This window comes from Hydrogenophaga sp. NFH-34 (genome assembly GCF_021401345.1).
Taxonomy (GTDB): domain Bacteria; phylum Pseudomonadota; class Gammaproteobacteria; order Burkholderiales; family Burkholderiaceae_C; genus Hydrogenophaga; species Hydrogenophaga electricum.
In genome coordinates, this window is record NZ_JACBGE010000012.1 from 114206 (window position 1) to 126843 (window position 12638).

Genomic DNA, 12638 nt, shown 5'->3' on the forward strand with positions numbered 1-12638 from the left:
TGCCGATAAAAATCAGCATCAGACCCAAGGAATCGAGCCCATGTTCACCTCTGTCCGCTCCCGTGCCGTCGCCGCCTACCAGCGCATTGCCGCCGAGACCAGCGTGCAGAGCGCGGACCCGCACCAGCTGGTGGACCTGCTGTTCGACGCCCTGCTGCAATCGATCTCGAACGCCCGCGGTGCCATGGCACGGGGCGACATCGCGGCCAAGGGCGCTGCCATCGGCAAGGCCGTCCGCATCATCGAGGAAGGCCTCAAGGCAGGCCTGAACCAGCAGCAGGGGGGCGAGATCGCTGCGAGCCTGCACCAACTCTACAGCTACAGCGTGCTGCGCCTGACCCAGGCCAACCTGCGCAACGACCCGCAGGCGCTGGAAGAAGTGCTCCACCTCATGGAACCCGTCGCCGAATCATGGAAGCTCATCAAAACGCCCTCGCCCACCCAGCCCACCGTCGTTTCGAGCCATGGAGCGTGATCATGTCGCATTCGCTGCTTGACTACTACAAGGCCATCGAAAACGCCAGCCAGAAGATGCTGGAAGCGGCCCAGTCGGAAGACTGGGACCAGGTGGTGCGGCTCGAAGGCGCCTGCGCCGTGCTGATCGCCCAGCTGCGCCACAAGTCGCGCAGCAGCGATCTGGGCCCGGAAGAGCGCAAGGAAAAGAGCCGCATCATGCAGCGCATCCTGCGCACCGACGCCGAAATCCGCTGTCTGGCCGAGCCCTGGCTCAACGACCTCGAACAGCTGATGGACGCCAAGGGCCAGGTGCACTGAGGCCACGGCCATGCACCCCCTCGCCCGCCTCCTGCCACGGCCCACGGCCGCGGCGCCCGCGTGGCAGACGCCAGGCGGGCAGGGGTTGGGCAGGATCGAACGGGGAGTGCGGAGAAAAGGCGCGGGCCGACGGTGCGCCGCGGCAGCGTCAGACGCTCATGTTCATGATGTCGGTGTAGGCCTGCACCATGCGGTTGCGCACGTTCAGGGTGGCCTGAAAACCGATCTGCGCCTTCTGCACCGCCAGCATGGTTTCTTCCAGGCTGACCTGCGGATCGCCCATCTGGACACGGGTCTGCAGTTGCGTGGCCGCCTCCTGCGCCGCGCTGACCGACTGCAGCGCCGTCTTGAAATTGTCGGCAAACCCGGTGCCCACGCCCCCGGCGGCGGCCGTGCCCGCAGGTCGGCGCAGGCCGGCCTGGGTGGCCGATGACAGGGACGGGTTGTTCAGGGCGTTGAGTCGCAGGTCCATGGGGAAACCCCTTGCGGAAGGAATGACGGCCCAATGCTAGGGGGCGTGTGAAGCCTGGGGTCGGGAAATAGCGGGAAAAAGGCACACCTTTTCTGCGCTATGCCGGGGGGCGAGGCCCCGAATAATCGGTCGCATGCAGGGGCTCCATGCCCCCGCCACCGGAACCGACCACCGCCCTTGCCGCCATGAATACCGCCGTCGCTCCCCTCGCCACGCCGCCCGCCGCGCCGGGGGGTCTGCTCGCCGGTCTCGCGCGCCTGGACAAGACCCAGAAGATCCGGCTGGGCATCGGCGCCGCCGCGCTGGTCGCCATCGCCCTGGCATTCTTCTTCATGGGACGGCAGCCCGATTACCGGGTGCTCTACACCAACCTGGGCGACAAGGACGGTGGCGCCATCGTCGCGCAGCTCGCGCAGATGAACGTGCCATACCGCTACACCGAAGGGGGGGGCGCGATCATGGTGCCCTCGGACAAGGTGCACGACGTGCGCCTGAAGCTGGCCTCCCAGGGCCTGCCCAAGGGCTCCGTCAGCGGTTTCGAGCTGATGGAAAACAACCGCTTCGGCATGACCCAGTTCCAGGAGCGCCTGACCTTCCAGCGCGGCCTGGAAGGTGAACTCACGCGCTCCATCCAGTCGCTGGCTTCGGTCCAGTCGGCGCGCGTGCACCTGGCGCTGCCCAACCAGAACGGCTTTTTCCGCGAGCAGCAGAAGCCCTCGGCCTCGATCCTGCTGACCCTGTACCCCGGGCGCAGCCTGGACAAGGCCCAGATCGCCGGCATCGTGCACCTGGTGGCTTCGAGCGTGCCGGAGATGAACCCCAAGGCGGTCAGCGTGGTCGACGACAGCGGCAAGCTGTTGTCGGCATCGCCCGACGACAACGCCCAGGGCGTGGATCTGCAGCGCCTGCAGTACACGCAGCAGATCGAACAGATGTACACCCGCCGCATCCTGGACATGCTGGAGCCGCTGGTGGGGGCCGACAACATCAAGGCCCAGGTCAGCGCCGAAGTCGACTTCGCGCAGGTCGAATCGACCAGCGAACAGCACCGCCCGAACCAGGGTGGCGAGCCCGGCGCCGTGCGCAGCCAGCAACTGGTGGAAGACGGCACGGGCGCGCAGGCCCAGCCGGCCGGCGTGCCGGGCGCCACGAGCAACCAGCCACCGACCACGGGCACAGCCCCGATCAACGCCGCCGCCGCCCCGCTGGGCAGCACCGCCAACGGCGACAAGGCCGGCAGCACGCGCCGCGAATCGGTCATCAACTACGAGGTCGACAAGACCGTCAAGGTGGTGCGCGAAGCCACGGGTTCGATCAAGCGCCTGACGGCCGCCGTGGTCGTGAACCACCGCAGCACGGTGGACCGGTCCGGCAAGGCGGTGGCCGAGGCGATCCCGCCCGAGCAGGTCGAGCAGATGGCCGCGCTGGTGCGCGAAACCATCGGCTTCAACAAGGACCGCGGCGACTCGGTGAACGTCGTCAACGCGCCCTTCAACGCGCCCAAGGCCGAACCCGAAGCCCCGCCCGCCTGGTGGCAGGTGCCGGACAACCAGCAGATGCTGCGCGATCTGGTCTTCCCCGCCGCCATGGTGCTGCTGGCCCTGCTGGTGCTGCTGGGCATGGTGCGGCCCGTGATCAAGGCCCTGCGCGCCGGCAACCAGACCCCGGCGCCCGCGCCGCAGCTCAGCGCCCTGCTGGACGAAACCCCGGAACGCCCGGGCCTGCCCCAGCCCGCCAGCATCGAGCCGACGCCCGAGCAGTTGCGTCTGACGGACGCCAAGCGCCTGGCCCGCGACAACCCCGTGGCCGTGGCCAACATCGTCAAGGGTTGGGTCAACGGCGAGGTGCCGGCCTGACCGGCTGAGCCCCGGACAAGGACATCGCCATGGAAGACCAGGGTATCCACGACGCCGCGATTTTTCTGATGTCCCTCGGCGAGGAAGAGGCGGCCGAGGTGTTCAAGCACCTCTCGCCCAAGGAAGTGCAGAAGCTGGGCGAGACCATCGCCAGCATGCGCACCGTCTCGCGCGAGCGCGTGGAACAGGTCATCTCCCGCTTCACCGACGAAGCCGCCTCGCAAAGCCTGCTGGTGTCGGACACGAACAACTACGTCAAGTCGGTGCTCAAGCGCGCGCTGGGCGACGACAAGGCCTCGCTGCTGATCGACCGGATCATGCAGGGCAGCGACGTTTCCGGCATCGAAAGCCTCAAATGGATGGACCCGCAGTCCATCGCCGAGCTGCTGCGCAACGAGCACCCGCAGATCATGGCGGCCATCCTGGTGCACCTGGAAGCTGACCTCACGGCCGGCGTGCTCAAGCACCTGAACGAGCGCATGCGCAACGAAGTGATGCTGCGCATCGCCACGCTCGAAGGCATCCAGCCGACCGCGCTCAACGACCTCAACGAAGTGCTCTACCAGGTGCTGGCCGGTGGCGACAAGGTGCGCAAGACCTCGCTGGGCGGCATCCAGACCGCGGCCGACATCCTCAACCTCATGGGCACGGGCATCGAGGGCACGGTGATCGAATCGATCCGCAACGTCGACGCCGATCTGGCCCAGAAGATCATGGACAAGATGTTCGTGTTCGAGGACCTGCTCAAACTGGACAACAAGTCGGTGCAGATGGTGCTCAAGGAAGTGTCCACCGACATGCTGGTCATCGCGCTCAAGGGGGCGTCGCAGGAGCTCAAGGAACACATCCTCGCCAACATGTCGTCACGCGCTGCCGAAGGTCTGCGCGAGGACCTCGAATCGCGTGGCCCGGTGCGCCTGTCCGAAGTCGAGGGCCAGCAGAAGGAAATCCTCAAGACCGTGCGGCGCCTGTCGGACGAAGGCTCCATCGTGATCGGTGGAGGCGGCGATGACAGCTTCGTCTAAGCCCACGGCCAAGCCGAGCTTCTCGCGCATCATCCCGCGCGAGGAAATCGGGGCTGTGCGCAGCTGGCACTTTTCTGCCGTGGACGGCAGCGAGCCGGAACCCCCGATCGAACCCGACGAGCCGGCGGGCGCGCCGGCGCCGGACGCCGAAGAGCGCCTGCAGGCGGCCCTGGACCAGGCCCGCGAAGAGGCCTTCGCCGCCGGGTTCGCCCAGGGCCACGACACCGGCAGCCGCGAAACCCGCGAGGCGCTCGAAGCCCCCATCCAGCAGGCGGCGGCCGACACCGCCGAGCGCATGGCGCAGTTGCTGCACGGCATGGCCGAGCAGCTCATCGCCGCCGAACAGAAGATGTCGCGCCAATTGCTCGACCTGGCTTGCGACCTGGCGCGCCAGGTGGTGCGCCAGGAGTTGATGGTCAACACCCAGCACATGCGCCCGGTGATCGAGGAGGCGCTGGAACAGGTGATCGACGACGGCCTGCCGGCCACCGTGCGCCTGAACCCGAACGACCTCGCCCTGCTGCAGGACAGCCTGACGCAGGCGATGGGCGAGAACGCTCCCGAACTGGTGGCCGACGACAGCGTCTCGCCCGGTGGCTGCATCGTGCAGACCCCGCACTCGCTGGTCGACGCCAGCGTGGAAAAGCGCTGGGCCCGCGCCATCGGCAACCTCGGGCTGAGCGTGCCGTGGAACCCGGAGGACACCGATGTCTGACCTGGCCGACGACGACAAAGGCCGCTGGGGCGATTTCCTCCAGGACCTGCGCACCTGCGCATCGGTGCACACGCCGCTGGAGGTCAGCGGCACGCTGACGCGACTGGCCGGCCTGGTGCTGGAAGCCGTGGGCCTGAAGGTACCGGTCGGCTCGCAATGCCTGATCAGCAACGGTCAGCGCAAACCCGTGCTGGCCGAGGTGGTCGGTTTCGCCAGCGACCGCGCCTTCCTCATGCCGGCCGGCGACACGCACGGCCTGTCCAGCGGCGCCAGCGTCACCCCGCTCTCGCCCTACCGCCCGGTGCCCCGTTTCGGGCAGGCCAACAAGCCGCCCTCGGCCGACGACCGCGGCGCGCTGCGCCTGCCGCTGGGCGCCGGGCTGCTGGGGCGCGTGGTCGATTCGCACGGCAACCCGCTCGACCACCAGGGCCCGATCCAGAACGTGGACATCGAAGCCCTGGACCGTGCCCCGCTCAACGCCATGGACCGCGACCCCGTGCGCGAGCCGCTGGACACCGGCGTGCGCGCCATCAATGCGCTGCTCACCGTCGGCCGCGGCCAGCGGCTGGGCCTGTTCGCCGGCTCCGGCGTGGGCAAGAGCGTGCTGCTGGGCATGATGGCACGCTACACCCGCGCCGATGTGATCGTGGTCGGCCTGATCGGCGAGCGCGGCCGCGAGGTCAAGGAATTCATCGAAGACATCCTGGGCGAAGACGGCCGCCAGCGCTCCGTCGTGGTGGCCGCCCCGGCCGACGCCCCGCCGCTGGCGCGCATGCAGGGCGCGGCCTACGCCACCGCCATCGCCGAGCGCTTCCGCGACGACGGGCTGCACGTGCTGCTGCTGATGGATTCGCTGACGCGCTACGCCATGGCGCAGCGCGAGATCGCCCTGGCCATCGGCGAGCCGCCCGCGACCAAGGGCTACCCGCCTTCGTGCTTCGCGCGCCTGCCGCAACTGGTGGAGCGCAGCGGCAACGGCCTCAACGGCGTCGGCTCGATCACCGCGTTCTACACGGTGCTCTCCGAAGGCGACGACCAGCAGGACCCGATCGCCGACGCGGCACGCGCCATCCTGGACGGCCACATCGTGCTCTCGCGCACGCTGGCCGAATCGGGCCACTACCCGGCCATCGACATCGAGGCCTCGGCCTCGCGCGTGATGCACAACGTCACCGGCGCCACGCACCTGGAACTGGCCCGGCGCTTCCGCGCGCTGTATTCGCGCTACCAGAAGAGCCGCGACCTGATCCAGCTCGGCGCCTACGTGCCGGGCAGCGACCCGGAGACCGACCGCGCCATCGCCCTGCACCCCCAGATGCAGCGATTTCTTCAACAAGACATGCGCGAAGCTGCTACGCTGGAATCGAGCCTGCAGCAGATGGCGCTGATCCTGCAGGACGACCGCAGCCAGCCGCGCGCCCAGCGCCCTTCCTCTTCTGACCGTTGACCTCCATGACACCGATCCACACCCTGAACAAAGTGGTCGAGCTGGCCGAGAAACGCCGTGACGAAGCGGTGGGCAAGCTGGCGCAGCAGCAACGCGAAATGCAGGCCGCGCAGGACCAGATGAACCAGTTGCAGTCCTACGCGCTGGAAGCGCAGGCACGCTGGACCACCCGCTGCCAGCAGGGCGTGGATGCGCAGTTCCTGTTCCACCACCGCCAGTTCATGCAGAAGATCGACCACGCCATCGCCTTCCAGGAAGGCGTGCTCAGCAGCCGGCAGGAGCTGATCGACAGCTGCCAGCAGCAGGTGATCGCCGCCGAGCGCGACGTGGCCGGCCTGCGCAAATACGCCGAACGCCAGCAGCACGCGCTGCAGCAGCGCGCCCAGCGCCAGGAGCAGAAAGCCACCGACGAGATGGCGCTGTCCATCCACCTGCGCCAGAGCCTCGCGTCCTTTCACGGAGTCCGCCCATGAGCCAGGTCAACGCCTCCTCAGGCTCACCGTCCGCCCACGCCGCCAAATCGCCCCACGCCGCAGGCCGGCAGGACGCGCAGCCCGGCCGCCAGAACCTGTTTGCCCAGTTGCTGCTGGGCCTCGGCGCCGACGCGGCCGACCCGAACGGCTGGCTGGGCACAGCCGCCGACCCGGGCCTCGCCGATACCGATCTCGGCAGTCCTGCCAGGGGTCGGGGCAAACGCGCGGCCCCTGCGGGCGACGACGGCAGCGAAACGCCCCTGGCCCTGCTGGGCGCCGGCCTGCCGGGCACAGCCCTCGCACCGACCGGCACCCCCCAGCCCGCCTCCGCGCCCGGTGATACCAACTTGCCCACCGACGGCGGCGAGGCCCTGGCAACAGACACACAGGCGGACAACGCCCTGGCGACACCCGCCGGACCTTCCGGGCGCCAGAGCCCGACCAGCCAGCCGCTGCAGGGCCCCGGCTGGACCGCCACCAACGAACCGCTCAAGGACACCCCACCCGCCACCCCGGACGGCGTCAGCACCGAGCTGCGCTTCGGCGACCCCGCAGCCAGCGGCAACGACGCCACGCGCGCCACAGCAGCGGCGGCCCAGGCGCCACGCGGTCAGCACGGCGCCGCGGTGACGGGCTGGCGCTCGACCGTCATGGACACCGCCACCCTGCAACAGCGGCAGGCCCCTGCCCAGACCACCGCCGTGGCCACCCAGCGCGCCACGACCGAACTCGCCAGCCAGACACCAAGCACCTGGCGCGTCGACAACGGCCTCTGGGTCGACCGGCGTGTGCGCCCCGACGCCAGCGCGGGCCTGACGCCCGAGGGCGCTGCCCCGGTGCCCCTCGCTGTCGGCGGCCTGGCCACCGAATCCGGCGGCCAGCACGGCCAGCCGGGTCACGCTTTCGGCGGCGCCCCCGATCTGGCGGCCGTGGAGGGCACGGCGTCGCGCGACGGCACACAGGCCCCGGACGAACCCGACCTGTTCTCACAGGAGCTGGCCGATGCCGGCGACGCCAGCGCCGAGGCCGACGCGGCCTGGGGCGCGGGTTCGCTGCGCCATGCCAGCCTGCGCGTGGGCGACGCCGACAGCAGCATCGACATCCAGCTCGCTCTGCAGGGGCAGTCGCTGAGCGTGGATTTCCGCACCGACGACGCCCACGCCCGCGCCAGCCTGGCCCAGCATGCGAGCACCGCGCTGGGCGACCTGCTGCAGCGCAGCGGCATCGCGCTGACCGACGTGTCGGTGGGCGCCCAGGCCCAGGGTCAGGGCTCGTCCGGCCAGGACCGTCCGGGCCGGCCTGCGGCCAACCCCGGCCTGCGCGGCATCTCGCCCACCGAAGGCGGCACGCTCGACAGCGCTCGCGCAACCCCCGCACGGCGCCCCGGCGGCGACAGCGGGCTGGACCTGTTCGTCTGAGCCCCTACCCGGGAATAAGCGCCCGAAAAGGCGCTTATTCCACCAAACGGCCCGGGGGCCGGACTTCAATAATGCTTCCGAATCCAGCACGTTTTGCCGCGTGCCTCGCCCGCCAGTGTGGCGGCACCGATCCGGAGTACCTTCATGTCCGCAGCCCCTGCCCCCGCCGCCGATGCGGCACCGCCCAAGAAGAGCAAGAAGCTGCTGATCATCGTGATCAGCGTGGTGCTGGTGCTGGTACTCGTCGCCGCGGGCGCTTTCGTGCTGCTGCTCAAGCAGAACCACGCCGCCGATGAGGGCGACAACGCCGACACGGCCGAACAGAGCCACGCCGCCGCCACGCCCAAGCGCGACCCCAAAACCCCGCCGACCTTCATGCCCCTGGACAGCATGGTCGTGAACCTGGCCGACGCCGGAGGCAACCGCTTTGCCCAGTTGGGCATCACCTTGCAGCTGAGCGACCCCAAGGCCGCCGAAGAGATCAAGGTCTACATGCCGGCCATCCGCAACGGCATCCTGATCCGCGTGTCGCAGCGCACCTCCGAAGAAATGCTGCGCCCCGACGGCAAGGAAGCGCTGGCGCAGGCCATCACCGCCGAGATCGCCCAGGTCATGGGCTACGACTACGACCCGCCCCCGGCACCCGGCAGCGCAGACGCCCCCAAGCGCCGCCGTGCCAGCAACAACCCGGTGGAGAGCGTGCTGTTCTCCAGCTTCATCGTCCAGTAACCGCGCTGACGGGAGCCACCATGTCGGAAGCCTTTCTGTCCCAGGCCGAGGTCGATGCCCTTCTCGAAGGTGTCACCGGCGAGAGCCAGCACCTGGAAAAGGACGAAGCGCCCACCGAAGGGGTGCGGGGCTACAACCTGTCCAACCAGGAGCGCATCGTGCGCGGGCGCATGCCCACGCTCGAAGTGGTCAACGAGCGGTTCTCGCGCAACCTGCGCATGGGCCTGTTCAACTTCATCCGGCGCAGCCCCGAAATCACCGTCGGCCCGGTGAAGGCCCAGAAATACAGCGCCTTCCTGCGCGATCTGGTAGTGCCCACCAATTTCAACGTCATGTCGGTGCGGCCCCTGCGCGGCAACGGCCTGGTGGTGTGCGAACCGACCCTGCTGTTCAGCGTCATCGACAGCCTGTTCGGCGGCAATGGCAAGTTCCACACCCGCATCGAAGGGCGCGACTTCTCGCCCACCGAACAGCGCGTGATCATGCGCCTGGTCGAGGTGATCTCCGAGGAATACAAGAAGGCCTGGGCCGGCGTCTACCCGCTGGAGCTGCACTACCAGCGCTCCGAGATGCAGCCGCAGTTCGCCACCGTGGCCACCCCGAGCGAGATCGTCGTCAGCACCAGCTTCACGCTGGAGATCGGCGACCTCACCGGCGCCATGCACATCTGCATTCCGTACGCCACGCTGGAGCCGATCCGCGACGTGCTGTATTCCACCGTCCAGGGCGACGCCATGGAGGTGGACCGGCGCTGGGTCCGCGTGCTCAGCCACGAGATCCAAGCGGCCGAACTGGCCCTGGTGGCCGAACTGGCACGCACCGACGCCACCGTCGAAGAACTGCTGGCCATGCAGGTCGGCGACTTCATCGAACTCGACCGCCTGCCCACCATCCAGGCCAAGGTGGAAGGCGTGCCCCTGTTCGAGTGCCAGTACGGCACGCACAAGGGCAAATATGCGCTGCGCATCGAACGGAAGCTGCGCGGCACCGACATGAACTGGCTGGGAGATTCCTATGGCAGCTGACAACCCCGCGTCCTCGAACCAGGACGCCATCGCCGACGAATGGGCCCAGGCGCTGGAAGAGCAGGCCCAGGCCGACCGCAGCGCGGAAGAGGAACACGCACCCGCGTTCGAGACCGTCAACGCCCCAAGCAAGCCCGGGAGCGGCCAGAGCGCGGTCAACGACATCCAGATGGTGCTGGACATCCCGGTTCAGCTCTCGGTGGAGCTGGGCCGCGTGAAGGTGCCGATCAAATACATCCTGCAACTGGCGCAAGGCTCCATCGTCGAACTCGACGCGCTGGCCGGCGAGCCCATGGACGTGCTGGTCAACGGCTACCTCATCGCCCAGGGCGAGGTCGTGGTGGTGAACGAAAAGTTCGGCATCCGCCTCACCGACATCGTCACCCCGTCCGAACGCATGCGCCGCGTCAGCCGCGGCGCCTGACCCGGGCTTTCCCATGAACTTCCAGAACGCCCTGCCCGCGCTCGGCCTGCTGCTGATCATGGTCCTCGTGGCCGTGGCGCTGCAGCGCTGGCGCCGCCACCTGCCGTCGCTGGCGCGCCACCAGGGCCCGCCGATGCAGGTGCTCGGCAGCCTGGCGCTCGGACCGCAGCAGCGCGTCGTCGCGCTGCAGGTCGGCGAAGGCGAGCAGCGCCAATGCCTGCTGCTGGGCGTGACCCCGTCGCAGATCAGCGCCCTGCAGACCCTACCCTGCGCTCCCGAAACCGGCCTGCCCGACACCGACGCCCCTGCGGCCGGCGACGGATTTGCGCCCTTGCTGGCCCGGTTCCGGAAACCCGCCGATGACAACCACTGACGCCCCCGCCGCCCGCCGCCGCAGGTGGCTGCCCGCCGCCCTCGTGCTGGCCGCCCTGGCCGCAGCCGTTGCGCCCGCGTTCGCCCAGGGCACCGCGCCGGCCGGCGCAGGCGCCTCGCTGCCCCTGCTGGTCGGGCAAGGCGCGGGCAGCACCAGCTATTCGGTGCCGATCCAGACGCTGCTGTTCTTCACCGCGCTGTCCTTCCTGCCGGCCGTGCTGCTGATGATGACGGGCTTCACCCGCATCGTCATCGTGCTCTCGCTGCTGCGCCAGGCCCTGGGCACACAGTCGGCGCCGCCCAACCAGGTGGTGGTGGGCCTGTCGCTGTTCCTGACACTGTTCGTCATGGGCCCCACGCTGGACCGCGTCTACAACGACGCCTACGCGCCCTTCAGCGCGAACCAGATCACCTTCGAGCAGGCCCTCGAACGCGGCCAGGCGCCCATGCGCACCTTCATGCTCAAGCAGACCCGCCAGTCCGACTTCGAACTGTTCGCCAAGCTGGCCCAGTTGCCCGCCGACGTGAAGGCCGAGGACGCGCCGTTCCGGGTGCTGGTGCCGGCCTTCGTGACCAGCGAGCTCAAGACCGCGTTCCAGATCGGCTTCATGATCTTCATCCCCTTCCTGGTCATCGACATGGTGGTGGCCAGCGTGCTCATGTCGCTGGGCATGATGATGCTCTCGCCCGTGCTGGTGGCGCTGCCGTTCAAGCTCATGCTGTTCGTGCTCGCCGATGGCTGGAACCTGCTCATCGGCTCGCTCGCCGCGTCGTTCGCCACCTAGGACCGCCATGGACCCGCAAGCCGCCCTGACCCTGGGCCAGAAAGCCCTGTTCCTGATCCTCACCGTGGCCGCCCCGGTGCTGGTGACCGTGCTCGCGGTCGGCCTGCTGGTCAGCATCTTCCAGGCCGTCACCCAGATCCACGAAGCCACCCTGTCCTTCGTGCCCAAGCTGATCGCGGCCATCGCCGTGTTCGCCATGACCGGCCCCTGGATGCTCACCACCCTGGTGGAGTTCATCCGCAGCACCATCCTGTCGATCCCGCAGTACGCGATCTGACCGCAGGCCGCCGGGCACGCACCATGATGACCTTCACCGAAGCCCAGATCATGGCCTGGGTGTCGCCGGTCTTCTGGCCCTTCCTGCGCGTGCTGGCGGTGTTCTCCAGCGCCCCCATCTTTTCCGCCCGATCGGTGCCGGTGCGCACCCGCGTGGCGCTGGCCTTCCTCATCGCCTTCTGCGCCCAGGCCGGCCTGAGCGACCAGCCCGTGGTCGGCTTCAACGACGCGCAGGCGCTGCCCGTGGCCGTGCAGCAGGTGGTGATCGGGCTGGCCATCGGGCTGGCGGTGCGCATCGTCTTCGCGGCGGTGGAAGTGGCCGGCGAACTCATCGGCCTTCAGATGGGCCTGAACCTGGCCGGCTTCTTCGACCCCGCCACCAACAGCCAGACCAGCGCCGTCGGCCGCTTCTTCGGCAACATGACCATGCTGCTGTTCGTGGTGATCAACGGCCATCTGCTGGTGCTGCAGGCGGTGGTGGCCAGCTTCGACACCTTCCCCGTGGGCACCGGCGCGCTCGAAGCGGTGGCCCGCATGCGCCTGCACGAGCTGGGCACCGTGGTGTTCCGCTACGGCCTGTGGATTGCGCTGCCGATGATCGGCATGCTGCTGTTTCTCAACATCATCCTGGGCTTCGTCTCGCGCGTGGCGCCGCAGATGAACGCCTTCGCCATCGGCTTTCCGCTCACGCTCTCCGTCGGCCTGGTGGGCATCGCGGCCACGCTGCCGATGCTGGAGGTGCCGGTGGTGGCGCTGCTGAAGGTGGCCACCGACCTGTTCATGGGCGGGTGAAATGGCCCCCGCGCTCCGCCGCTGCGCGGGTCGCTGTCCCCCAGGGGGGTGCGAA

At 68.9% G+C, this 12638-nt stretch carries 16 protein-coding genes; 15 read left to right on the forward strand and 1 reads right to left on the reverse strand.

Annotation, left to right across the window (positions count from 1 at the left end; translation table 11 throughout):
- Positions 1-40: 40 nt before the first annotated feature.
- Complete coding sequence (gene fliS / locus L0977_RS13310) at positions 41-475, forward strand: flagellar export chaperone FliS (protein WP_234265339.1); 435 nt, start codon at positions 41-43, stop codon at positions 473-475.
- A gap of 2 nt (positions 476-477) precedes the next feature.
- A complete protein-coding gene (locus tag L0977_RS13315; RefSeq protein WP_234265340.1) occupies positions 478-774 on the forward strand; it encodes a flagellar protein FliT in 297 nt (98 codons plus the stop codon).
- Positions 775-922: 148 nt separating this feature from the next.
- On the opposite strand, the gene fliE is transcribed toward L0977_RS13315, so the two are convergent.
- Positions 923-1246, reverse strand: coding sequence for a flagellar hook-basal body complex protein FliE (gene fliE, locus L0977_RS13320; RefSeq protein WP_234265341.1), 324 nt, complete (start codon positions 1244-1246; stop codon positions 923-925).
- 146 nt (positions 1247-1392) lie between these two features.
- On the opposite strand from fliE, the gene fliF reads away from it, so the two are divergent.
- From fliF to fliR, 13 genes are all read left to right on the forward strand, one after another.
- Positions 1393-3102, forward strand: coding sequence for a flagellar basal-body MS-ring/collar protein FliF (fliF, locus tag L0977_RS13325; protein ID WP_234265342.1), 1710 nt, complete (start codon positions 1393-1395; stop codon positions 3100-3102).
- Between the two features lie 29 nt (positions 3103-3131).
- Complete coding sequence (gene fliG / locus L0977_RS13330; protein WP_234265343.1) at positions 3132-4127, forward strand: flagellar motor switch protein FliG; 996 nt, start codon at positions 3132-3134, stop codon at positions 4125-4127.
- The gene (locus L0977_RS13335; RefSeq protein ID WP_234265344.1) at positions 4111-4842 is read left to right on the forward strand and encodes a FliH/SctL family protein; all 732 of its coding nucleotides are present in this window, start codon (positions 4111-4113) and stop codon (positions 4840-4842) included. The genes fliG and L0977_RS13335 overlap by 17 nt, the downstream gene beginning before the upstream one ends.
- The gene (gene fliI, locus L0977_RS13340) at positions 4835-6289 is read left to right on the forward strand and encodes a flagellar protein export ATPase FliI (protein ID WP_234265345.1); all 1455 of its coding nucleotides are present in this window, start codon (positions 4835-4837) and stop codon (positions 6287-6289) included. Before L0977_RS13335 ends, fliI begins: the two co-directional genes overlap by 8 nt.
- Before the next feature lie 5 nt (positions 6290-6294).
- Positions 6295-6762 carry a flagellar export protein FliJ gene (gene fliJ / locus L0977_RS13345; protein ID WP_234265346.1) on the forward strand — a complete coding sequence of 156 codons (468 nt, stop codon included), beginning with the start codon at positions 6295-6297 and terminating at the stop codon, positions 6760-6762.
- A complete protein-coding gene (locus L0977_RS13350; RefSeq protein WP_234265347.1) occupies positions 6759-8180 on the forward strand; it encodes a flagellar hook-length control protein FliK in 1422 nt (473 codons plus the stop codon). The genes fliJ and L0977_RS13350 overlap by 4 nt, the downstream gene beginning before the upstream one ends.
- Positions 8181-8324: 144 nt before the next feature.
- Positions 8325-8909, forward strand: coding sequence for a flagellar basal body-associated FliL family protein (locus L0977_RS13355; RefSeq protein WP_234265348.1), 585 nt, complete (start codon positions 8325-8327; stop codon positions 8907-8909).
- Between the two features lie 20 nt (positions 8910-8929).
- Positions 8930-9934, forward strand: a complete 1005-nt coding sequence (fliM, locus tag L0977_RS13360; protein ID WP_234265349.1) for a flagellar motor switch protein FliM — start codon at positions 8930-8932, stop codon at positions 9932-9934.
- Complete coding sequence (gene fliN / locus L0977_RS13365; RefSeq protein ID WP_234265350.1) at positions 9924-10358, forward strand: flagellar motor switch protein FliN; 435 nt, start codon at positions 9924-9926, stop codon at positions 10356-10358. The genes fliM and fliN overlap by 11 nt, the downstream gene beginning before the upstream one ends.
- 13 nt (positions 10359-10371) lie before the next feature.
- Positions 10372-10731, forward strand: coding sequence for a FliO/MopB family protein (locus L0977_RS13370; RefSeq protein ID WP_234265351.1), 360 nt, complete (start codon positions 10372-10374; stop codon positions 10729-10731).
- Positions 10718-11515, forward strand: coding sequence for a flagellar type III secretion system pore protein FliP (gene fliP / locus L0977_RS13375; protein ID WP_234265352.1), 798 nt, complete (start codon positions 10718-10720; stop codon positions 11513-11515). Before L0977_RS13370 ends, fliP begins: the two co-directional genes overlap by 14 nt.
- Positions 11516-11522: 7 nt before the next feature.
- Complete coding sequence (gene fliQ, locus L0977_RS13380; RefSeq protein WP_234265353.1) at positions 11523-11792, forward strand: flagellar biosynthesis protein FliQ; 270 nt, start codon at positions 11523-11525, stop codon at positions 11790-11792.
- Positions 11793-11815: 23 nt separating this feature from the next.
- Entirely contained in the window at positions 11816-12583 is a 768-nt protein-coding gene (gene fliR, locus L0977_RS13385; protein WP_234265354.1) for a flagellar biosynthetic protein FliR, read from the forward strand.
- Positions 12584-12638 lie beyond the last annotated feature (55 nt).